Raw genomic sequence first — 22065 nt, forward strand, 5'->3', positions numbered from 1 at the left:
CTTTCGCAACGTTCGGACCGAGTGATCGTCCGGCGAGCGCGTCGCGAAAGCCACTTTCGCGACACCCGGCCGGGCATGTTCGAGAAAGCGGCCATCCGGGTAACCCTCCGCCAAAGCACCCGACGGGAGGGAAACCGATGGCAGACAAGTTACGGCCGCCGCAGCAGCAGGAACCGCCGGGCGTGACGTCGAAAATGGACCCGCCGCCTCGCGACTCCATGGAGGATTACGAAGGCCGCGAGCTGCTGGCGGGCAAACGCGCGTTGATCACCGGCGGTGACTCCGGGATCGGCCGCGCGGTCGCCATCGCCTTCGCGAAGGAAGGCGCCGACGTGGCGATCGCCTACCTCAACGAGCACGAAGACGCGAAGTACACCGAGGAACGCGTACGCGCTGAAGGGCGCGAGTGCCTCCTCCTGCCGGGTGATCTCGCCGAGGCGGCGCAATGCCGCGAGATCGTGGACCGGACCGTGAAGGAGCTCGGCGGCCTGGACATCCTGGTCAACAACGTCGCCACGCAGTGGCCGGTCGACAGCCCCGAAGACCTGACCGACGAGCAGTGGACGCACACGTTCGACGTGAACATCCACAGCTTCTTCCGGGTGACCAACGCCGCGTTGCCCCATCTGGGTGAGGGCTCGGTCATCATCAACACCGGCTCCGTGAACGGCCTGCGCGGTAACAAATCGCTGATCGACTACTCCGCGACCAAGGGCGCCGTGCACGCGTGGACGTACGCCATGGCGCAGGCACTGGCCGATCGGGGCATCCGGATCAACTGCGTCGCGCCCGGTCCGGTGTGGACACCGCTGATCCCGTCGACCTTCCCGCCCGAGAAGGTGGAGAAGTTCGGCCTCCAGGTCCCGTTCGAGCGGGCGGCGCATCCCGACGACCTCGCGCCGTCGTACGTCTTCTTGGCGTCCAACCGGCTTTCGTCGTACTACAGCGGCGAGGTCATCGCCGCGCTGGGCGGTGAGACCACACCCGGCTGAGGCGCGCCACGGCTTCGACGACCGCTTCGGGCGCGAGGCGGTCCAGGCAGGGATGGCCGGGCACGGGGCAGACCCGGGCCCGGCTGTCCTTGCAGGCCGCGTGCTGGTCGCCGAGCACTTCGGACGGCACACCGTAGGGCGCCCAGCGCGACGCCGGCACGACGGGCGCGAACAGCGAGACCACCGGGCTCCCGACGGCGGCCGCGAGATGGGCGGGGCCGGTGTTCGGCGCCACCACGACGTCCGCGCCGGCGAGCACGGCCGCCAGTTCCGCCAGCCCCGTGCGGCCGCCGAGGTCGAGTGCCTTCCCGGCGACTTCCTTGGTCAGGACGCTTTCCGACGGCGAGCCCGTCACGACGACGCGGCGCCCGGCGGCTTGCAGCGCCCGCACGATGGCGGCCGAGCGTTCGGCGGACGGCTGCCTGGCCGGGACCGACGCGGCCGGATGGACGACCACGTAGTCCTCGTCGCCGACCAGTTCCTCCACCGGCGGCAGAGGCCAGCGGACGGCGAGGCCGCCGTCGTCACCGGGCGGCAACGAGAAGCCGGCCTCCTCGGCCAGGGACAGCATCCGGACCGGCTCCGGCGGATCACCCTCCACCCGGTGCCGCAGGTCCAGCAGCGAGCCGGGGTAGTCCTCGCTGATCGCGCCGATCCACGGCACGCCAGCCAGGCGCAGCAGCAGCGCCAGCGGGAGCGGGGACTGGTGGAACGACGTCAAGATCAAGGCCGCGTCGAAGGAGAACTCGCGCAAACGCCGGACGAGCGCGTCGGTGTCCTCCTGGGTGACCGGCGGCGGCTCGGGGTCGATCCACGGCGCGCACCAGGTGATGACCTCGTCGGCGCCGGGCAGCAGCTCGCCCGCGGCGCGGCCGCGCGGCCCGGTCAGCAGGGTCACCCGGTCCGCCCCGGCCGCGACGGCGCGGACGCAGGGTCCGGCGAGCAGGACGTCGCCGAGGTTGTCCATCCTCGCGACCAGGACGTTCATCGAGTACCCGCGACGGCCAAGTGGACGGCTTCGGCGAGGTCTCGCGCGACTGTCGCCCGGCGACGGGCGCGGTCGATCTCCTCGGGCCGGGTCCGCGCGGTCGGGATGAGGATGCCGCGGGCTCCGGCCGCCAGGGCGGCGTCGACGTCGGCACCGGTGTCGCCGATGACCACACAGCGGCGGACGTCCACCCCGAGTGCCTCCGCGGCCTGGCGCACCAGCCCAGGCGCGGGTTTGCGGCAGGCGCAGCCGTCACCGTCGTCGTGCACGCAGACCTGCCAGGTGCCGAACGGGCCGAGGATCTGCTCGACCCGGCCGTTCACGGCGGCCAGCCGGTCCGGGGTGATCAGCCCTTTCGCCACCCCGGACTGGTTGCTGACCACGCCGATCCTGATCCCCGCCGCCCGCAGGCCGTGCAGCAGTTCCTTGGCGCCGGGCACGGGACGGACGCCGTCGGGATCGTCGAGGTAGGGCACGTCGACGATGAGGGTGTCGTCCCGGTCGAACAGCAGGGCCTGCGGCCGCCGGGCCATCCGGTGCCGCAGTTCCCCGCGCAGCCGGTGATAGCAGGCCGCGGGCGGGATGAGGACGCTGGTCAGGAGCATCCGCGACACCTCGCCCGGGGTGAGCGGGCCCGCCGCGATGCGGCGCGCGGCGAACTCGGCGGTCAGTCCCGCCCACAGTCCTGCCGCGGCTGCGGCGGCCTTCCGGCGGCCCAACGCGAACAGTGCCGCGGCGCCGGCCGCGCTGACGGTGGCCAGCGCGTGCCGTTCGAGCCGCCCGTGTCCGGCTCCGGTCTGCTGCCGCCACAGGACACCGTGCTTGTGCCGCATGAGCGCGTCGTCGGCGTTGCCCCGTTGCGCGCGGAGGCTGGCCAGCGGACCCGACCGTTTGGGCGGATGGACGGTGACGCGTTCACCCCGCGCGATGAGGTAGCCCGCCTTGGCCACCTGCAAGGCCAGATCCGAGTCCTCCCGGTAGGCGCGGGGGAAACGTTCGTCGAAGCCGCCGACCTCGGCGAGCACGGACCGGCGGTAGGCCATGTCGGCGGTGATCCACCTGGCCGTCTCCAGCCCGGCCGTTCCGCGCTCGTCGTCGGTCGGACGGCGGTCCGGCGGCAGCGGTACGACGAGCCGCGCCTGCGACGCCGCCGTCTCCGGCCCGAGGGGGACGAGGTCTTCGGCGAGTTTCCGCGGCCAGTCCGAGCCGATCACCACGTCGTCGTCGAGAAAGGCGATCCACTCGGTCTCCGCGCGCCGCCAGCCGGCGTTGCGGGCGGCGGCGGGACCGCGTCCGCCGGAGCGGACCACTTCGATTTCCGTACTGGACGGGGGAAGCCGCAGATCCTCGCCGCCGGGCCGGTCGTCGGCGACGACGATCCGCGCGGGCCGGGGCTCCCCGGCGGCTTCGATCCCGGCCAGGAGCGTGTGGAGATTCTCCCGGCCGGTCGTCGGGATCACGATCGTGTAGTCGAGGTCGCTCACCCTCTTCCGGTACCCGGGTGCCACGGCCGCAAACTCCGGGTCACGCGGGGATCGCGTCGGTCTTCCGCAGCCACGAGCGATGTTCGCCCAGTTGCGCGAGGAACGAGGCGAAGAAGCCGTCGGGCAGGGTCGCCTCGGCCGCCGTGGTCGTCACGACGCCCTGGTCGATCAGGGTTTCGGTGTCGTCGGCCAGCTTCGACGTCACCCCCGCCCGGCGCAGCAGGTCCAACCCCGAGCCGAAGGCGGCCACCGGCTTGCCGTGCTTGTACGCCTCGGCGACGAAATGCACCGCGTACCCGTCGCGTTCGAGGATGTTGATCGCGCCCGGGCCGCAGGGGACGGCGACGGCGTCGTAGAGCACCGAAGCCATGGTGTTGAGCTGCCGGTCCGGCCGCAGCGGGTCCCCTTCACCGCCGGGCCGGAGTTCGGCCTCGGCCGGCGCGAGGACCTCGGCGATCGCGCCCTGCTCGGTGAGCGCTTCGACCAGGCGGCGGACGCCGATCGTGTCCACGCCGTCGGCGGCGAGTACCGCGACCTTGCGGCTGGTCGGGGCGACGGAAGGCTGGTTGAGCTGGGAAAGCGCGGGGGACGTGCGGTCGTGATGGGGTGTGGCCGGAGCGGCGGGCACGCTCACGCCGATTCCCTCGGCCACCCGGGCCGCCAGGTCGTGGTCGACGTTGTTGAGCTCCGTGACGGTTCGCGCCCGGACCTCCCGGTCCTCGACCTTGCCGAGTTCGAACCGGAAAGCGGCGACGATATGCTCGCGTTCGACCTGGGACATGCTGTTCCAGAACAGGGTCGCCTGGCTGTAGAAGTCCTTGAAGCTCTCGTTGCGCTCCCGGATCTTGTGGCCCGCCACGGCTTCGGTGTAGTGCCGGAAGACGCCGGAATCGGCGATCGCCGGGCAGCCGCCGCCGAGCGAGTTCGGGAAGTAGCTCGTCCGTCCTTTGTGGATGTTCTGCTGGCCGTACCCGTCGCGCTGGTTCGTGTGCACCGGCGCGATCGGCCGGTTCACCGGGAGCTGGGAGAAGTTGGGGCCACCGAGCCGGATCAGCTGCGTGTCGAGGTAGGAGAAGTTGCGTGCCTGCAACAGCGGATCGTTGGTGAAGTCGATACCCGGGACGATGTTCGCGGTGTGGAAGGCGATCTGCTCGGTCTCGGCGAAGAAGTCGTCGGGGTTGCGGTCCAGCACCATCCGCCCGACCGGCCGCACCGGCACCTGCTCCTCGGGGATGATCTTCGTGGCGTCCAGCAGATCGAAGTCGAAGTCGTGCTCGGAGTCCTCGTCCACCAGCTGGACGCCGAGCTCCCATTCCGGGTACTGCCCGGACTCGATGGCGTCCCACAGGTCGCGCCGGTTGAAATCGGGATCCTTGCCGGCGATCTTCTGGCATTCGTCCCACACCAGGGAATGCGTGCCGAGCACGGGCTTCCAGTGGAACTTCACGAAGGTGCCCTTGCCCTCGGCGTTGACGAGCCGGAACGTGTGGACGCCGAAGCCCTGCATCATCCGGTAGCTGCGCGGCAGCGCGCGGTCGGACATCAGCCAGAGCACCATGTGCAGGCTCTCCGGTTGCAGCGACACGAAGTCCCAGAAGGTGTCGTGCGCCGACTGCGCCTGCGGGATCTCGTTGTGCGGCTCGGGTTTGACCGCGTGCACGAAATCGGGGAACTTGATGCCGTCCTGGATGAAGAACACCGGCATGTTGTTGCCGACGAGGTCGTAGTTGCCCTGACGGGTGTAGAACTTCGTCGCGAAGCCGCGGACGTCGCGGACGGTGTCGGCCGAACCACGTGAACCCGCGACGGTGGAGAACCGCACGAAAACGGGGATCTTCTCGCCGCTGGTGAGGAATTCCGCGACCGTGTAGTCGGCCAGCGCGTCGTCGTAGGCCTCGAAGAAGCCGTAGGCGCCCGCGCCGCGCGCGTGCACCACCCGTTCGGGGATGCGCTCGTGGTCGAAATGCGTGATCTTCTCGCGGGCGTGGAAGTCCTCCAGCAGCGTGGGTCCCCGGGATCCCGCGGTCAGGGAGTCGTTCGTGTGATCGACGCGGACACCCTGCTGCGTCGTCAGCACGGTCTGCTCCGGATCCACCCGGCTTCCGCCCAGCTGTTCGTCCTTCGCGTCTTCTCGATGCTGTGCCACTGGTGTCGCCCCTTCGCGGTGGTGGTTTCCCTCGCGGCTACCCCGGCACTGTTTCGGCGAAACGACACCGGGTAACCGGCGCGCAGGAAACTTCGAGGAGGTGCGAATGACGACGGTGGACCGGCCGGCCGTACTGGAGATCCGCGACCCCGCCGACGACAGGCTCGTCGGCAGCGTCAAGGCGGCGACCCCCGATGGTGTCGAAACGGCCATCGCCACGGCGAAGAGGCGGGCGCCGGGTTGGGCCGCCACGCCGGCGGCCGAACGCGGGATCGCGCTGAAGGACGCGGCCAGGTCGCTGCGAGAGCGGGCGGGCGAACTCGCCGTCCTCATCGAGAGCGAGACCGGCAAACCGCGCGACGAGGCCGAAGAAGGTGTCCTCGCCGGAGCCGGGACCTTGGAGCAGTACGCCGAACTGGGGCCGGTGCACCGTGGACGGTCCTTGCTGGGCGATCCGTCGGCCACCGACCTGATGGTGCCGGAACCCCGGGGAGTCGTCGTCGCACTGACGCCGTGGAACGACCCCGTGGCGGTGGCCTGCGGGTTGCTGGGAGCCGCGGTGGTCACGGGGAACACGGTGGTGCACAAGCCGAGTGAACGCTGCCCGCACACCGGCGCCTGGCTGGGGAACGTGCTGTCGGAGGCGCTTCCCGAGGGAGTGCTGCAAACCGTGCAGGGTGACGGGAGCGTCGGTGCCGAACTCGCGGCCCACGCGGACGTCGATGTCGTCGCGCATGTCGGCAGCACCGTCGCGGGTCGTTCGATCGCGGCGAGCGCGGCGAAGACCGGAGCCAAGGCGCTGCTGGAGAACGGCGGCAACGATCCGCTTGTCGTCGACGCAGGCGTGGATCCCGTCTGGGCGGCCGGTCAGGCGGCGACCGGGGCCTTCGCCAACTCGGGACAGATCTGTGTCTCGGTCGAACGAATCTTGGTGCACCAGGACGTCGCGGAGGCCTTCCTCACCGCGCTGGTCGCCGAGGCGGGTCATCGTGAGCTGGCCCCGCTCGTCGACCGGCGTCACCGCGAAGGGGTACACGCCCAGGTCGCGGAAGCGATCGCGCAGGGTGCCGACCCGCTCGTCGGCGGCGTCGTGCCGGACGGTCCCGGTGCCTTCTATCCGGCGACCGTCCTCACCGGCTGTACCTCCGGGATGCGGATCCTCCGCGAGGAGACGTTCGGCCCGGTGGCGCCGGTGACGGTGGTCGCGGACTTCGAGCAGGCGCTCGGCCGGGCGGCCGAGGGCGAATACGGTCTCGCCGCCACGGTGCTGACCCCCTCGATGGCGCACGCGCAACGGGCCTGGCGCGAACTCCCGGTCGGGACAGTGAAGATCAACAACGTCTTCGGCGGCGCGCCCGGCGGAGCCGCCCATCCGCGGGGTGCCAGCGGCAGCGGCTACGGCTACGGGCCCGAACTGCTCGACGAGATGACGCAGACGAAGGTCGTCCACCTGGCACCCCCGGGGCCGTGATGCGCTGGACGGCACCGTTCGCCTGGACCGCCCGGGCGTTCCGGGTTCCGGGGGAGGAGCGCCGGAGTCTCATCCAGACCACGAAGGCCGCGGCCGCGGCGGTGATCGCGTGGATCGTCGCGACGGCGGTGCTGCGGCTGCCGCAACCCTTCCTCGCGCCGTACGCGGCGGTGTTCCTGGTGCAGGCCACCGTCTACCGCTCCCTGCGCGGCTGGGCGCAGCAGGTCGGCGCGGTCAGCGTGGGGGTGCTGCTCGCGGCGGGGGCCGGTCAGCTCATCCCGTCGGTGACGGTGGCGCTCGGGCTGGTCATCTTCGTCGGACTGCTGATCGGCTCATGGCGGGGTTTCGGCGATTCGGGGGTGTGGGTCGGGATCACCGGCATGCTGCTGATCTCCTACGGCAACGCGACCGAACCCGTCCTGCTCGCCGACCGGCTGCTGGAAACGGCGCTGGGCGCGGCGATCGGCGCGGTCCTCAACGCGGTGATCCTGCCCCCGCTGCACGGGCAGCGTCTGCGGGAGGCGACCTCCCGGCTGGCCGGGGCGATCGCCGACGTCCTCGACGAGACCGCGGAACTGGTCCGCGGCGGCGAATCGGCCGACGGGCTCGACGGCCGCCTGCAGGACGTCCGCAGCCTGGCCGCGGAGGCGGAGGACGCGATCGGCTGGACTCGCGAGGGCCGGTACCTGAACCTGCGCGGACGGCGTGAGACCCCGGAGGAACCGCTGGCGAACCTCATTTCCCTGTGGCAGCCGCTCGCCCAGCTGATCGACGCCGTGAGCGAGGCCGCCCGGAGCGATCAGCCGTTCCGGCATCCCGGCGAGCACGCGCGCGGGGTGGTCGGCGACCTGCTCGAAGCACTCGCCGAGGTGGCCCGTTCGGGTGACGCGGACAAACTCGACCGGTGCCGCAGGCTGCTCGACGAGATCGACCACCTGCTCGTGACGCCCACCGACGAGGTCACCACGTCGATCGGACTGGGGGCGATGGCGCTGCCCGCCCGCCGTCTCGTCCAGCGGCTCCGCGCCGATTAAGCCGGGGCGGCGGCGGGTAACCGTACCCATGAGCAGCAGCGGCAAGCGGATCGTGGTCACCGGCGCCACCGGGAACGTCGGGACGGCGGTGGTGCGCGCGCTGGGTTCGGACCCCGAGGTCGGTTCGATCGTCGGGCTGGCGAGGCGCCCCAGCCGCTGGGAGAGCCCGAAGACCGAGTTCGTCACCGCCGATGTCGCGCGCGACGACCTCCGGGCCGTGTTCGACGGTGCCGACGTGGTGATCCACCTGGCCTGGCTCTTCCAGCCCACGCACCGGCCCGAGGTCACCTGGCGGGCCAACGTGCTGGGTTCGATCCGGGTGTTCGAGGCCGCGCAGGCGATGCGGGTGCCGTCACTGGTGTACGCGTCGTCGATCGGGGCGTACTCGCCGCGGGACGACGACCACCCGGTGACCGAGGACTGGCCGACGCACGGCTCGCCCAAGGCGGCGTACACCCGGGAAAAAGCTTATGTGGAACGGGTTCTCGAGGCGTTCGACCGCAGTCATCCACGGATGCGGGTGGTTCGGGTACGCCCGGGATTCCTGTTCCAGAAGGCCGCGGCACCCGAACAGCGCCGCCTTTTCGGTGGGCCGTTCGTGCCAGGCAAGCTCGTCCGGCCGTCGCTCGTCCCGATCCTTCCGGACATCCCGCAACTGAGGATCCAGACCGCGCACACCGAAGACGTGGCCGACGCCTACCGTCGTTGTGCGCTCCAGGACGTCAAGGGCGCCTTCAACATCGCCGCCGACCCGGTGCTGGACACCCGCGCGCTCGCCCGGATCTTCGGTGCCAAGCCGGTGAAGGTCCCGGCCACCTTGGTCCGGCGCGCCCTCGCCGCGGCTTGGTCGCTGCACCTGATCCCGGCCACTCCGGGGCTGTTCGACGCCGTGCTGCATCTCCCGGTGATGGACTGCACGCGCGCCAGGGACGAGCTGGGCTGGACGCCGCGGTACTCGTCGGAGGACGCGATCGAAGCGTTCCTCAAAGGATTGCGGGAAGGCGACGGACTTCCCACCGAACCGCTGAAACCGGACGTCGGCCGGTGGCACGAACTGGCCACCGGGGTGGGGGAGCGACCGTGAACGAGAAGGAACTGCTGCACACGCTGACCAAGGTGGTGTCCACTTTGGACGGCACTTCGGTGCGGTTCGCCGTCGCGGGCGGCCTCGCCGTGTACGCGCGGGGCGGCCCGCCGTCCGACCACGACGTCGACCTCTTCCTGAAACACGAGGACATCGAGGAAGCGGCGGAAGCGCTGGAAGCCGCGGGGCTGAGACGAGTGCATCCGCCGGAGGACTGGCTCACCAAGGTCTACGACGGCGACTGCCTCGTCGACCTCATCTTCCGGCCCAACCACCGGCCGGTCACCGACGAGATGCTCGACCGCGCTTCGCTGATGCGGGTCGGGGCGACCGCCGCACCCGTGCTCAACGGGACCGACCTGCTCGTCGACAAGACGCTCGTGCTCAGCCCGCACCGCTGCGATTTCGGGCCGTTGCTGCGGATCGCCCGTGACCTCCGCGAGCAGGTCGACTGGCACCGTGTGGCCGAGGAGACCGCCGAATCGCCGTACGCCTGGTCGTTCCTGACCCTGCTCGCGGCACTGTCCATCATCGACGGAAAGGAGCTTCCGATGCCTCAGGAAGCGCCCCAGTACCTGGTCGCCAGGCTGACCAAGGCGCTGGCGGAGGATCCGAGGACCGCCGAACTCGGCGTGCACGTCACCGTGCGCGGCGACCAGGTCCGGCTCAGCGGCGAGGTCCCGTGCGCCAACCGCAAGGCCGACATCGAGGCGGTCGTGTGCGAACACATCGCGGCCGAGCTGGTGCACGACGACATCCGGACGGCGGACGTCCGCGAGCCGTCGCACGCCGAGGAGATCCGGTGATCCGGGTCGCCGCGGTCGGGGACGTCCACCTCGGGGAGGACAACCGAGGCCTGCTGCGGCCGGCACTGGACAACATCGCCGAACACGCCGAGGTGCTGCTGCTCGCGGGCGACCTCACCCGGCACGGCAGCGTCGAAGAGGCGAGGGTGGTGGCCGACGAGTTCGCCGGGCTCGACGTCCCCGTGGTGGCGGTGCTCGGCAACCACGACTACCACTCGGACCAGGCGGAAGCGGTCAGCGGACTGCTGGAGGAAGCCGGGATCACCGTTCTGGAGGGTTCGGCCACCACCGTGGACCTGGACGGCGGGAGGCTCGGCGTCGCCGGGGTGAAAGGCTTCGGCGGCGGGTTCGCGGGCAAATGCGCGAGCCGGTTCGGCGAACGCGAGATGAAGGATTTCGTCGAACACACCATGGCCGCCGCCAAACGGCTGCGCACCGCGCTGGAGGGGCTCGAACACGAGCAGCCCGACGTGACCGTCGCGTTGACGCACTACTCGCCGATCCCCGGCACCCTGCACGGCGAACCGCCGGAAATCCACCCGTTCCTGGGTTCGTACCTGCTGTGCGAGCCGATCGACGACGCGCAGGTGGCGCTCGCCGTGCACGGGCACGCGCACTACGGCAGCGAGCAAGGCGTCAGCCCGGGCGGGGTCCCCGTGCGCAACGTCGCCCAGCCGGTGATCCGGGCGGCGTACGCGACGTACGTCCTCGAACCCGCGAAGGTGCTGACATGAGGGATCGATTCCATGGTCAGCTGAGCGTTCTCGGCGAGCTGCTGTCGAGCATGTGCGGGATGGCATGCGAAGAGCTGAGACTCGCGAACCGGGTCTTCCTCGACCGGGACGTCGAAGCCGCCGCCGAACTCGCGGAGGTCGAGGCGAAACTGAACGCCGCACGGACCACGTGCGAGGACACCGCGCAGAAACTCCTCGCCCTGCAGGCGCCGGTCGCGCGTGACCTGCGGACCGTGCTCGCGGCGGTGTACTGCGCCGACCGGCTGGAGCGGATGGGCGACCTCGCCCAGCACATCGCCGACCAGGCCGCGCGGGCGCCGGAATTCGCCGTCCCGGACGCCGTCGCCGGCCGGTTCGGTGAGATGGCCGGGCTCGTCTGCTCGATGGCGGACGACCTCGGCGCGGCGATCGACGGACCGACCGCCGAGGTCTTCCACTCGCTCGCCCGGTCCGACCAGCGTGTCGACGCGCTGTACGAAGAGCTGATGACGCTGGTCACCGAGCCGGGCTGGGCCCACGGTGTCGCGCCGGCGATCTCGGTGGCGCTGCTGGCGCGGTTCTACGAGCGGTTCGCGGACCAGGTGGTCTCCGTGGCGCGGCGGGTGGACTTCGCGCTCACGGGGGAGCTGCCCGAGTCGTCGGTGCGGGATGTGCACGCTTCGCTTTGAGGCTGCCGCTGCGTGTGGTGGGCTTCTGGTGAGGTAGCCGCTGGATGTTGCGAAAGCCACTTTCGCAACCTCGGTGGGTCCTCGGGTTCTCCTTTGCAGGGGTGTCGTGCTGAGGGCTCCGGGGCCGTCGCGAAAGCCACTTTCGGGACGTTACGTGTCCCGAAAGTGGCTTTCGCGACGTCCGCCGCCAGCGCAACGGAGCCGCTCCGGGCCACCGTTTCGTGAAGGCTTTCTGGCTGGGATCGCCGCCGGATGTTGCGAAAGCCACTTTCGCAACATCCGGCGTTGCGAAAGTGGCTTTCGCAACCTCGGTAAGCGAGGCTCTCCCGCGCAGGGGCGTTGCGCTGAGGACTATTGGGGTGTCGCGAAAGCCACTTTCGGGACGTTACGTGTCCCGAAAGTGGCTTTCGCGTCACGCTTTCCCGCGCGAAACCGAAACGCCAGGCTCAGGTCGCGCGGTCCGCCAGCGCGTCCCGGATCTTGTCGATGAACGCCGTCCCCGGCGCCAGGATCCGGTTCGCCGGCGGCCGGTCCGGGGCGGCGGGATGCGGCCGCGTCGGCGCGATCTCCTTGGCCCGCAACACCTTCTCGCCCAGCTCCCGCAGTTCTTCCGGCGAGCAGGCGGCCTGCAGTTTCGGCAGGAGGTCGCTCTCTTCCTCCTCGATGTGGTGCCGGACGTCCTCGATCAGCTTGCCGACCAGCTCGTCGAACCGCTTGTCCGACGGCTCCAGACCGATGAGGTCGTTCATCACGCGCTCGGCTTCGGCGTGCTCCTCGATCTCGTGGTCGGCGACCTCGTCGCCGTCCGGGAGGAGTTTCCGCGCGGCGGGGTACATGTGCTGCTCTTCGGCGATCGAATGCCGCACGAGTTCGGCGATCACGTGGTCCGCGAGGTCCTTCCGGTGCTGATCGCCGCCCTTCCCGGATTCGAGTTCCTTGAAGATCCGTTCGAAGGCGCGGTGGTCCTCGGTGATCACCGAGACGAGGTCGTTTTTCGTGGTGGTGGTCATGGACACTCCTGTCCGTGGTCGTCAGTCCGACGCCGCACGGATACCCGTTCCCCGCGGTCCAATCACCCGGATTCGTCGGTGACGTGGTGCGGCGCGCCCACGGGTTTCGATTCCGGGGAGCCGCGCTGGCGCAGGTACACGCTGAACACCGCCATCGAGCCGATGGCGAGGAATTCCGACTGCCAGTTCTGCAGTGTGCGGTTCCAGAAGTCCGACGACGCCAGATAGCCGAACCACGTCTCCGGATCACCGAATTCGGTGAGCTGTTCGGCGTTGTAGGCGCTCATCCCGGCGACGGATTGGGCCAGCCAGGACAGCAGGAACAGCCCCAGCATCACCAGGCCGAGCGACATCGAGAAAATCCCGGTGCGCCAGCCGCCCGCTCTCGCCCATTTCGGTGAATCGGCCGTCGAATGCCTGCCGATCTGCTGCTCTTCGTCCGATTCCAGCCCGGCCCGCCCCGCCGGTTTCGATTCCGGTGAGCCGCGCTGCAGCAGCCACACGGTCGCGAAGACATACAGGAAGAACTGCAGGTACTCCGATTGCCAGTTTTCGGCGACGTCGACGGCGAAATCCGCGGACGTCAGATAGTCGAGCAGGCCGATCGGTTCGGCGGCGTGGCTGAGCCGCCTGTCGTTGTAGGCGGCGAGGCCCGCGAACGCCTGCCCGCCGAGGCTGAGCAGGAACAGCAGCCCGAACGCCAGCGAGAGGGCGTTGTCCCGGAGAAAGCGCCGCATCGTCCGCCTCCTTCACCGGTGGAGCAGGCCCAGTAGGACGCAATAGCCGAGCACGGCCACGACGAAGACGAGGTAGACGGTGAACACCGGGCGCGCTTTCACGGTCCACCCACCGCGCAGTCGTAGACCTGTTCGTTCCGGTGACGGCAGCCCGCGCCCGTGATCACCCATCCGGTGGATGATTCGTGCAGGAAGAGGGTGTCGTGGGCGGTCTTCACCTGGGCTTCTTCGCTCCAGACGGAGACCGTCTCGGGCGTGCCGCCCGGAACGTCCGCGCCCGCGAGGCCGCGTTCGCAGTTTTCCGGCGCCCAGGATTCCTGGGCGCGGGGCGCCAGCAAAGCGCACGCCGAGCGGTGATCACCCGACGCGAGCGCGCCGAGGAACCGCGAGGCGGCCTCTTTCACCGGCTCTTGCCCGCTCGCTCCGGTGCAGCCGGCGAGCAGCAGGCAGACACCGAACGCCAGCGTCTTGACGATCACGGAAGGGGAGTACCCGGCCGTGCCGTCGTTCACACCTAAAGTCAGGAAGCGGGGTACTGCTTCTCCCGTAGCAGGTTCGCCAGGTGGACGGCGTTGCGCGCGAGGGTCGCGTTGGTCGAGGCGACCGCTTCGGGCGTTTCGTCGAGGTCGTTGTAGTCGCCGCCCTTCATCGCCTCGCCGTTCCAATAGGTCCCGCCCTGGGCGGGCACGGTGAACCCGACGTCGTTGAGAGCCTGGAACAGGTCGGCGGTGATCTTGTGCGCCCCGTCCTCGTTGCCGACGACGGCGGTGACCCCGACCTTGCCGAACATCGCGGGCCTGCCCTCTTCGTCCGTTTCGGACAGTTCGGCGTCGAGCCGTTCCAGCACTCGCTGGGCCACACTGGACATGTGGCCGACCCAGGTCGGCGTGGAGATCAGCAGGATGTCGGCCGCGGCGACCTTCCGGCGGATCTCCGGCCAGGCGTCGCCGTCGCCCATGTCGCCTTCCACGCCGGGTTTGACGTCGTGGTCGACCACGCGCACGAGTTCACCGGTGGCGCCGTGCCCGGCCAGTTCGTCGAGCAACTGCTGGGCGAGCAGCGCGCTGCTCGACGGCGCGGGCGACGGTTTGAGCGAGCACACCAGTGCGAGGGCCTTCAACGGCTGGGTCATCCTGTCCTCCTGTTCGGGTCGGTACCGAGCCCCGTATGGGTGAAGCCGGCCTCGCCGACGGTCGCCGGATCCAGGAGATTCCTGGCGTCGACGACGACGGCGCGCTCGGTGGCGGCGGCGAGCCGTTCCCAGTCGAGCTCGCGGAACTCGGGCCACTCGGTGAGCACCACCAGCGCCGCCGCGTCCTTCGCGACCAGGTACGGGTCGTCGACGACCTGGACGATGTCCGGTTCGACGGCCTCGACGCCGGGGTCGTACGCGGTCAGCACCGCGCCGCTCCTGGCGAGCTCCCGCGCGACCGCGAGCGCGGGGGACTCGCGCAGATCCCCGGTCCCCGCCTTGAACGCCAGTCCGAGCAGCCCGATACGGATGCCCGAGAGCGAGCCGTCCGAAACCCCGGTGATCGCGAGGCGGATCTTCCGCACGACGGCCGCCCGCTGGCGCGCGTTGGCCTTCATGGCGTCACGCAGGATGCCGAAGTCGACGCCCGCGTGCTCGGCGGTCCGCAGCAGCGCGGCGGTGTCCTTGGGCAGGCACGAGCCGCCCCAGCCGGGCCCTGGCACGAGGAAGGCGGGGCCGATCCGGGAATCGAGCCCCATGAGCCGCCCGACGTCGCGGATGTCGGCGCCGTAGTGCTCGCACAGTTCGGCGAGGACGTTCACATAGGACACTTTCAGCGCCAGGAACGCGTTGCTGGCGTACTTCGCGAGCTCGGCGCTGGCGGGATCGGTGAACCACACCGGCGCGTTCGTCTCGCCGTACAACGCGGCCACCCGTTCGGCGGGTTTCCGATTCTCCGGCAGCGAGCCGAGGACGATCCGGTCGGGCTGCAGGAAGTCCTCGACGGCGTGCCCCTCGCGGAGGAATTCGGGATTGCTCACCACGGGCAGATCCGGCCGTCCGAGCAGCTTCGCCAGCCGGGTCCCGGTGCCGACCGGGACGGTGGACTTGGTGACGACGGCACAGCCGGGCCGCAGCAGGCCGGGAAGCGTGGCAACGACCTCTTCCAGCACCCGGACGTCGGCGGCGCCGTCCTTACCTTCCGGAGTGGGCAGGCAGAGGAACACGAAGTCCACTTCGGACAGGTCGGCAGGCTCGGTGGTGAACCGGAGCCGTCCGCAGCCCAGGCCGTCCCGGACGAGTTCCGTGAGCCCCGGCTCGACGATGGTGACCTCGCCGCGCCGCAGCCCGTCCACTTTGGACCGATCGTTGTCGACGCAGACCACCTGATGCCCCAGCCGGGTGAAGCACGCGGCGCTCGTGAGCCCGACGTAGCCGGCGCCGATCACCCCCACCCGCTCACCCACGGGAAGCCCCCGCGGCCAGCAGGCCTTCGGCGGCGGCGAGGACGCGCTCCTCGCGTAACAGCAGCAGCCCCGGGTCCGGGGCTTCGCCGTGCGGATCGCCGACGTCGCCCACCCAGAGGACGGTGTGCTGCCGGGCCTCGGGAGGCGGGCCCCAGAGCCGCGGCGGGGTCGGCCCGAACAGCAGGACCGACGGTGTCCCATATGCGGTGGCGAGGTGCCCGACACCGGTGTCGCCGCAGATGACCAGCCGCGCTTCGGCCACGGTCGCGGCCAGTTCGGCGAGCCCGTCGCCGGCGAGCACCGACTCGGCCGGCAGCCCGGCCGCTTCGGCGATCTCGCGGGCGAGCGGTGCTTCCGCCGCGTTTCCCGTGACGACCACGCGGTGACCGCCGGAGAGCGCCCGCGCCACCCGCGCGTACCGGTCCGGCGGCCAGCGCCGGGCGGCGTACGCGGCGCCGGGATGGATCACCACCGCGCCCGCCGCCGGGCTGGGGCCGGGAGGCGGGGGCAGCGCGAGATCGGTGCGGTCGGCCGGGATGCGGGCGGCCTCGAGCAGACGGCACCAGCGGTCGACTTCGTGCGCTTCGGCGGGCCAGTCCGGCCCGTCGACGCCGGGGAAGTCCGGATGCCGGTACGTGATCAGTTCGAGCGGGTCCTGGGCGAGCAGGTCGTGGATGCTCTCCGGGCCGCGGCCGTGCAGGTTCACCGCCAGCCGCGGCGGCTCGCCGGGCCAGGACAGTTCGCCGAGCCCGGCCGTGGGGAGCAGCTCGTCCACCGCGTCGATCAGTTCGACGATGTCGCGCAGCTTCTCGGGCGCGGCGAGCACCAGGCGCTCGCCGTCGAAGGCGCGGCGCAGTGCCCGCAGGGCGGGAATCGCGGTGAGCAGATCCCCCAGGCCGAGGGCGCGCAGCACGAGGATGCCCCCGGTCACGGCCAGGACCCCTCTTCCGAAGCGCACACCACGAGTTCGCGGACCTCGCAGCCGGGCGGCTGGGAGAGCGCGAACACCACCGAAGCCGCGACGTGCTCGGGCTGGTTGAGTTTCGCGTCCGGCGGCGGCTTGTACTGCTCCGCCCGGTCGTCGAAGAACGCCGTGTGCATCCCGCCGGGGACGAGCAGCGTCACCCCGACCCGGCCGGCCAGCTCCATGGCGAGTGCCCTGGTGAAGCCGACGACACCGAATTTAGAGGCGCAGTAGGCGCTCGCGTCCCCGGCCACCCGCAGCCCCAGCGTCGACGCGCAGGTCACCACCGTGCCGTGGCTCAGCCGCAGGTGGGGCAGCGCGGCGCGGACGACCGCGGCCGTGCCGAGCAGATTGACCCGCACCACGCGCTCCCAGTCCTCTGTGGACACTTCGTCGAGCGCGCCGCACGCGTCGGTCCCCGCCGCGGTGAAGACGCCGTCGATGCCGCCCGCCCGTTCGGCGAGCTCTTCCACGGCGCTCGCGGCCGCGGCGGAATCGGCCAGGTCGGCCTGGACGAAGGCGACGTCGGCCGCCGGTTCGGCGCGGTCGATGACGAGGGGTGTACCGCCCGCTTCGCGGACGGCTTCGACGGTCGCGGCACCGAGTCCGGAGGCGCCGCCGGTGATCAGGACGTTGCCGAGAGGGCGCATCATGCTCCTTCCGCCGCGGCCACCAGCCGGGTGGTGGAATAGCCGCGGATGGTCGGGATCAGGACGATCTCGCCGCCGTGCCTGCGCACGACGGCGCTTTCGGGGAGTTCCGTGTCCGCGTAGTCGCCGCCCTTGACCCAGACGTCCGGGCGGAGGCGGTCCAGCACCGCGGCGGGATCGGGTTCGTCGAACACCACGACGGCGTCGACCGACGCGAGCTCGGTGAGCAGCCGGGCGCGGTCCCTGGCGGTCACGATCGGCCGTCCCGGACCCTTCAGGCCGCGCACGGAGGCATCGGAATTGAGGCAGACGACGAGGGCGTCGCCCAAGGCACGCGCCTGCCGCAGCAGACTCGCGTGCCCAGGGTGCAGCAGGTCGAAACAGCCACCGGTGGCGACAAGCCTGCCGCCTCGCGCGCGGACCCGTGCGGCCACGTCGAACGCCGAAGCACCGTGGTACGAGGTCTCCGGCCGCGGTTCGTTGTCCACAGTGGACAGTGTGGCGGCGCCGCCGGTGGCGACGAACCGCGCCGCCGTCTCGACCCCGGTGGCCACCGCGTCGGCGGTCGACGCTCCGTCGAGCAGCGCGGCGGTGACCGCGGACGCGAAGCGGTCGCCCGCGCCGCAGGTGTCCTTGGCGACGACGCCCGACGGCGGCCGGAACGTCGTGCACGAGCCGCCCTCGGTCAGCACCGCGCCACGGGAACCCGTGGTGACGCAGACCGCGTCGGCCTTCCAGAGCGAGTGCACCTGCTTCGCCAGGTCCTCGGCGTCGGCGCGGGACTCGGTGAGCTGCTCGGCTTCGGCGAGATTCGGGGTGGCGAGCCGGATGCCCGCCACCGGCTCCGATCCACGGGGATGGGGATCCCAGACGACCGGGATCGTGCCCGCCAGTTCGGCGAGCAGCTCGCGGATCTCCGGATGGCCGGTGACGCCGCGGCCGTAGTCGGCGACGAGGATCGCGCCCGCCGAGCGCAGCGCTTCACGGACGTCTGCGGTGAGCGGCGAGTACTCCGCCCTGCCGTCACCGCTGTCGAGCCGGACCAGCGACTGCCCGGCGGCGCGCACGCGGGTTTTGGTGACGGTGGTGCCGCACAACGGCATCGGTACCACCCGGACCTCGCGCTCCAGCAGCCCGGCGAGGGTCCGGCCCGCCTGGTCGCCACCCAGCGGGGTGACGAGGACGACCTCGGCGGTGGACCGGGCCGCGAGCAACGCGGCCAGCCCGGCGCCGCCCGGCCGCCGCCATTCGCGGGCGAGGTCGACCACGGGGACCGGCGCGTCCGGGCAGAGCCGGTCCGACGTGCCGTCGACGTCGACGTCCAGCAGAGCGTCGCCCAGCACGACCAGCGGCCTCACGTGGGCACCCCGAGCGCGTCGTCGAACGCGGTGCACAGGGCGTGCACCAGCGCGAGATGGACCTCCTGCACGGTGGCCGTCGACGGCGCCTCCACCGGGATCGCGTCGTCGCACAGAGCGGCCAGAGGGTTGGGGGAGGGGCCGGTGATCGCCCAGGTGGTCACACCGAGTTCGTGGGCGGCCTTCGCGGCCGCGACGACGTTCTGGCTTCCCCCGCTGGTCGAAAGGCAGACGAGGATGTCGCCGGAGCGGCCGTGGGCGCGCACCTGGCGGGCGAACACCTCGTGCTCGCCGTAATCGTTGACGATGGCCGTCACCGCGGAGGTGTCCGCGTGCAGGGCGATCGCCGAGAACGGCCGCCGGTCGTTGCGGAACCGGCCCACCAGCTCGCCGGTGAGGTGCTGGGCTTCGGCGGCGCTCCCGCCGTTGCCGCACGCGAGCAGCCGCCCGCCCGAGGACAGCACGGTGGCCAGATGCCCACCCCAGTCACGGATCTTCGGCGACCACGAAGCGGACTTCCCGGCGGCCTCGCTCAACGCTGCGAAGTGTTCTTCGATCACGACACACCTCCAAGGTCAGGGACGGCGGACCACGAAAGGTCCGAGGGCGAGCAGGTCGATGGGGGCCGAACCGAAGCACTCCAGCGCGTCGCGCGGGGAATCGACCATCGGCCTGCCCGCGGTGTTGAGGCTGGTGTTGACCACGGCGGGGACCCCGGTACGCCGTTCGAACGCGCCGAGCATGCGCGCCACGAGCGGTTCTTCGCCCGCGTCGACGGTCTGCACCCGGGCGGTGCCGTCGACATGGGTGACGGCGGGGATGCGATCCCGCCACTCCGGCGCGACGTCGTGCACGAAAAGCATGTACGGGCTGGGAAGCGGACCGCGGGAGAAGATGCCGCCCGCACGTTCCGCGAGCACCATCGGGGCGACCGGGCGGAACTGTTCGCGGCCCTTCACGTCGTTCAGCCGTTCCAGATTGGCCTCGTGGCCGGGATGCGCGAGCAGCGACCGGTGGCCGAGCGCGCGCGGGCCGAATTCGGACCGGCCCTGGAACCAGGCCACGATCCGGTCCCCGGCCAGCGCTTCGGCGACGGCCTCGGCGACGTCGTCCGGACGTTCGTAGCGCACGTTCGCGGTCTTGAGCGCGTTCTCCAGCTGGTCGTCCGTGAAGCCGCGGCCCAGGTCGGCTCCGGTCATCGGGCGGCCGCGTTCGCCGAAGTCGGCCGCGAGCTGCAGCGCCGCGCCGAGCGCGGTGCCGGCGTCGCCGGCGGCGGGCTGGACCCAGATCCGGTCGAACGGGCCCTCGGCGTGGAGCCGGGTGTTGGCGACGCAGTTGAGCGCGATCCCGCCCGCCATCGCGAGGTCGGTGTGCCCGGTGTGCTCGTGGATCTTGGCCGCGAGTTCGAGCAGCACGTCCTCCAGGCAGCGCTGGACGCTCGCGGTCAGGTCGGCGTGGACCTGGCCGGGTTCCTGCCCCGGCTCGACGGCGGGCGCGAACGAGGTCCAGTCGATCTCGTCGGTGCGGAAGCCGAGACCGTTGGTGTGCACGCTTTCCGCGATCCGGTCGAGGAACCGGGGCTTCCCGTAGGAGGCCAGCGCCATCACCTTGTACTCGTCGCTGGAGCGGGCGAATCCGAGGTGCTCGGTCAGATCCTCGTACATCAGCCCGAGTGAATGGGGGAGTCGTTGCTCGGCCAGCTCCTCGAACTTGCCGTCGCGGTACTCACCCGCGAGATAGGACGTGCTCTCTCCGCGGCCGTCGGCCACCAGCACCGCGCAGTCGTCGAACGGCGCGGCGAGCGCGGCCGAGGCGGCGTGCGCGACGTGGTGCCGCACGAACCGGACGGTCGCGGGATCCAGTCCCGGCAAGGCCGCCTTGAGGAACGCGGGCGCCCGGCGGGCGAAGTCGGTGCGGAGGCATTCGTTCTTCCCGTCGTGCCCCGCCAGACCCGGCTCGACGAGCGCCGGATCGTACGAATAGCCGACGGCGTCGAGATTCTGCGCGGAGATCCCCGCCTCCGCCAGGCACCACGCGGCGGCTTCGGCCGGCTGTTCCCAAGCGGAGAACGGCACCGGCCGCTTGCCGTGCTTGCGACGGCTGAACCGTTCTTCCTCCGCCGCGGCCACGATTTCGCCGTCGACCACGAGGGCCGCGGCCGGGTCGTGGAAAACGGCGTTGACACCGAGTATGCGCACCGGGCCACCTCTCCGGTCGGGGATGCGGGCCGTGACCCGCGCTTACTCCCGTAGCGCTACCCGGTGCGGTCGGCGATAAACGATGCGGCGCGAAAGCCCAGGACGTCGCTACTCAGCGAAGCGTCTCTCCGGGGATTTCGGGGTGCGGGCCGCAATCCGCCATTCGCGTGTCCAGACGCGTAACTCACGTGCTTGAAGCCGTAACTCACGTGATCAGAGCCGATCCGGCTTCAAGCACGCGTGTTACGGCTCCGATCACGTGAGTTACGAGTTCAGGCTCCTGCGGCCGGGTACGGGCCGGACCGCGGCCGCGCGAACCAGGCGACGGTGCGCGGAAGCCCTTCCGCCAGCGGGACTTCCGGCTCCCAGCCGAGTTCGCGGCGGGCACGGGAGATGTCCGGGCATCGGCGGGCCGGATCGTCGACCGCCGCTTCGACGTACTCGATCCGCGACGCGCTGCCGGTGACCGCGAGGATCTCCTCCGCGATCCGCCGGACGGTGAGTTCGTGCGGATTGCCCAGATTCACCGGGCCGGGCACGTCGGAATCCGCCAGCGCGATCAGCCCGCGGACCGTGTCGTCGACGTAGCACAGGGAACGGGTCTGATCGCCGCTGCCGGTCACGGTGAGCGGTTCGCCCGCCAGCGCCTGCCCGATGAACGTCGGGATCATGCGTCCGTCGTCGGGGCGCATCCGCGGGCCGTAGGTGTTGAAGATCCGCGCTATGCCGGTGTTCACGCCCCGCTCCCGGCGCATGGCCGAAGTGAGCGCTTCGGCGTACCGCTTGGCCTCGTCGTAGACGCTGCGCGGTCCGATCGGGTTCACGTGGCCCCAGTATTCCTCGCGCTGCGGGTGCTCCTGCGGATCGCCGTAGACCTCGCTCGTCGACGCGAGGACGAATCGGGCGCCGTCGCGTTCGGCGATGTCCAGCGCCCGCTCGGTGCCGTGCGAGCCCGCGCGCAACGTCTCGAGCGGAAGACGGAAGTAGTCGCGGGGCGAGGCGGCGGACGCCAGATGGAAGACGGCGTCGAACGGGCCCGGCGCGCTCATCGGCCCGGTGACGTCACGGGAGAGGAGCCGGAACCCCGGACGGTCGAGGAGATGGGCCACGTTGGCCATGACGGCCGTGGCGAAATTGTCGGCCACGACGACCTCCGTGCCCGCGTCGAGCAGACGTTCGCACAGATGCGAGCCGACGAAACCCGCGCCCCCGGTCACCAGCACTCTGTCCATGGCGACTGGCTACCCGCGGTGAGGGCCGGAAAAACCGTGTGAATCCGGCGATGCCGGGTACGCCTCCGAT

The 22065-nt window shown here is 70.9% G+C and carries 21 protein-coding genes; 7 read left to right on the plus strand and 14 right to left on the minus strand.

The window, feature by feature from the left end; genetic code table 11:
- Positions 1 to 137: 137 nt before the first annotated feature.
- Positions 138 to 992 (plus strand): SDR family oxidoreductase, encoded by an 855-nt coding sequence (locus tag ACZ1DY_RS17925; protein ID WP_465485014.1) that lies wholly within the window; start codon positions 138 to 140, stop codon positions 990 to 992.
- Here ACZ1DY_RS17925 and ACZ1DY_RS17930 read toward each other — a convergent pair.
- The 3 genes from ACZ1DY_RS17930 to ACZ1DY_RS17940 are packed head-to-tail and all read right to left on the minus strand — an operon-like array spanning position 955 to position 5610.
- Complete coding sequence (locus tag ACZ1DY_RS17930; protein WP_465485015.1) at positions 955 to 1980, minus strand: glycosyltransferase family 9 protein; 1026 nt, start codon at positions 1978 to 1980, stop codon at positions 955 to 957. The genes ACZ1DY_RS17925 and ACZ1DY_RS17930 overlap by 38 nt on opposite strands.
- Positions 1977 to 3464 carry an HAD-IIIA family hydrolase gene (locus ACZ1DY_RS17935; protein ID WP_465485016.1) on the minus strand — a complete coding sequence of 496 codons (1488 nt, stop codon included), beginning with the start codon at positions 3462 to 3464 and terminating at the stop codon, positions 1977 to 1979. Before ACZ1DY_RS17935 ends, ACZ1DY_RS17930 begins: the two co-directional genes overlap by 4 nt.
- A 40-nt stretch (positions 3465 to 3504) precedes the next feature.
- Positions 3505 to 5610, minus strand: coding sequence for a catalase (locus tag ACZ1DY_RS17940; protein ID WP_465485017.1), 2106 nt, complete (start codon positions 5608 to 5610; stop codon positions 3505 to 3507).
- Between the two features lie 106 nt (positions 5611 to 5716).
- On the opposite strand from ACZ1DY_RS17940, the gene ACZ1DY_RS17945 reads away from it, so the two are divergent.
- The 6 genes from ACZ1DY_RS17945 to ACZ1DY_RS17970 are packed head-to-tail and all read left to right on the plus strand — an operon-like array spanning position 5717 to position 11407.
- Positions 5717 to 7081, plus strand: a complete 1365-nt coding sequence (locus tag ACZ1DY_RS17945; protein ID WP_465485018.1) for an aldehyde dehydrogenase family protein — start codon at positions 5717 to 5719, stop codon at positions 7079 to 7081.
- Positions 7081 to 8115 (plus strand): FUSC family protein, encoded by a 1035-nt coding sequence (locus ACZ1DY_RS17950; protein ID WP_257487522.1) that lies wholly within the window; start codon positions 7081 to 7083, stop codon positions 8113 to 8115. Before ACZ1DY_RS17945 ends, ACZ1DY_RS17950 begins: the two co-directional genes overlap by 1 nt.
- 28 nt (positions 8116 to 8143) lie before the next feature.
- Complete coding sequence (locus ACZ1DY_RS17955; protein ID WP_465485019.1) at positions 8144 to 9199, plus strand: NAD-dependent epimerase/dehydratase family protein; 1056 nt, start codon at positions 8144 to 8146, stop codon at positions 9197 to 9199.
- Positions 9196 to 10005 (plus strand): nucleotidyltransferase family protein, encoded by an 810-nt coding sequence (locus tag ACZ1DY_RS17960; protein ID WP_126730837.1) that lies wholly within the window; start codon positions 9196 to 9198, stop codon positions 10003 to 10005. Before ACZ1DY_RS17955 ends, ACZ1DY_RS17960 begins: the two co-directional genes overlap by 4 nt.
- Complete coding sequence (locus tag ACZ1DY_RS17965) at positions 10002 to 10739, plus strand: metallophosphoesterase family protein (protein ID WP_257487520.1); 738 nt, start codon at positions 10002 to 10004, stop codon at positions 10737 to 10739. The genes ACZ1DY_RS17960 and ACZ1DY_RS17965 overlap by 4 nt, the downstream gene beginning before the upstream one ends.
- Positions 10736 to 11407 (plus strand): phosphate signaling complex PhoU family protein, encoded by a 672-nt coding sequence (locus tag ACZ1DY_RS17970; RefSeq protein ID WP_465485020.1) that lies wholly within the window; start codon positions 10736 to 10738, stop codon positions 11405 to 11407. The genes ACZ1DY_RS17965 and ACZ1DY_RS17970 overlap by 4 nt, the downstream gene beginning before the upstream one ends.
- 446 nt (positions 11408 to 11853) lie before the next feature.
- Here the strand turns inward: ACZ1DY_RS17970 and ACZ1DY_RS17975 are convergent, their stop codons facing one another.
- The 11 genes from ACZ1DY_RS17975 to ACZ1DY_RS18025 all read right to left on the minus strand — a co-directional run bounded on the left by ACZ1DY_RS17975 (position 11854) and on the right by ACZ1DY_RS18025 (position 21995).
- Positions 11854 to 12417: a hemerythrin domain-containing protein gene (locus ACZ1DY_RS17975; RefSeq protein ID WP_465485021.1), complete on the minus strand. Its 564-nt coding sequence runs from the start codon at positions 12415 to 12417 to the stop codon at positions 11854 to 11856.
- 62 nt (positions 12418 to 12479) lie between these two features.
- A complete protein-coding gene (locus ACZ1DY_RS17980; RefSeq protein WP_126730844.1) occupies positions 12480 to 13154 on the minus strand; it encodes a DUF6766 family protein in 675 nt (224 codons plus the stop codon).
- Between the two features lie 98 nt (positions 13155 to 13252).
- The gene (locus ACZ1DY_RS17985) at positions 13253 to 13666 is read right to left on the minus strand and encodes a hypothetical protein (RefSeq protein ID WP_465485022.1); all 414 of its coding nucleotides are present in this window, start codon (positions 13664 to 13666) and stop codon (positions 13253 to 13255) included.
- An 8-nt stretch (positions 13667 to 13674) separates the two neighbouring features.
- Positions 13675 to 14286 carry a flavodoxin family protein gene (locus tag ACZ1DY_RS17990; protein ID WP_126730846.1) on the minus strand — a complete coding sequence of 204 codons (612 nt, stop codon included), beginning with the start codon at positions 14284 to 14286 and terminating at the stop codon, positions 13675 to 13677.
- On the minus strand, positions 14283 to 15581 hold the full coding sequence (locus ACZ1DY_RS17995) for a UDP-glucose dehydrogenase family protein (RefSeq protein WP_465485679.1): 1299 nt from the start codon (positions 15579 to 15581) through the stop codon (positions 14283 to 14285). Before ACZ1DY_RS17995 ends, ACZ1DY_RS17990 begins: the two co-directional genes overlap by 4 nt.
- A gap of 4 nt (positions 15582 to 15585) precedes the next feature.
- Positions 15586 to 16524: a glycosyltransferase family 9 protein gene (locus ACZ1DY_RS18000; RefSeq protein ID WP_321183082.1), complete on the minus strand. Its 939-nt coding sequence runs from the start codon at positions 16522 to 16524 to the stop codon at positions 15586 to 15588.
- Positions 16521 to 17207: an SDR family oxidoreductase gene (locus tag ACZ1DY_RS18005; protein ID WP_126731341.1), complete on the minus strand. Its 687-nt coding sequence runs from the start codon at positions 17205 to 17207 to the stop codon at positions 16521 to 16523. The genes ACZ1DY_RS18000 and ACZ1DY_RS18005 overlap by 4 nt, the downstream gene beginning before the upstream one ends.
- A complete protein-coding gene (locus ACZ1DY_RS18010; protein WP_465485023.1) occupies positions 17207 to 18565 on the minus strand; it encodes a PfkB family carbohydrate kinase in 1359 nt (452 codons plus the stop codon). Before ACZ1DY_RS18010 ends, ACZ1DY_RS18005 begins: the two co-directional genes overlap by 1 nt.
- A complete protein-coding gene (locus tag ACZ1DY_RS18015) occupies positions 18562 to 19125 on the minus strand; it encodes an SIS domain-containing protein (protein WP_185926983.1) in 564 nt (187 codons plus the stop codon). Before ACZ1DY_RS18015 ends, ACZ1DY_RS18010 begins: the two co-directional genes overlap by 4 nt.
- A gap of 15 nt (positions 19126 to 19140) precedes the next feature.
- Positions 19141 to 20763, minus strand: a complete 1623-nt coding sequence (locus ACZ1DY_RS18020) for a carbamoyltransferase family protein (RefSeq protein WP_465485024.1) — start codon at positions 20761 to 20763, stop codon at positions 19141 to 19143.
- A 272-nt stretch (positions 20764 to 21035) separates the two neighbouring features.
- The gene (locus tag ACZ1DY_RS18025; protein ID WP_465485025.1) at positions 21036 to 21995 is read right to left on the minus strand and encodes a UDP-glucuronic acid decarboxylase family protein; all 960 of its coding nucleotides are present in this window, start codon (positions 21993 to 21995) and stop codon (positions 21036 to 21038) included.
- Between the last annotated feature and the right edge of the window lie 70 nt (positions 21996 to 22065).

It is taken from the genome of Amycolatopsis sp. PSD-21, from assembly GCF_055561455.1.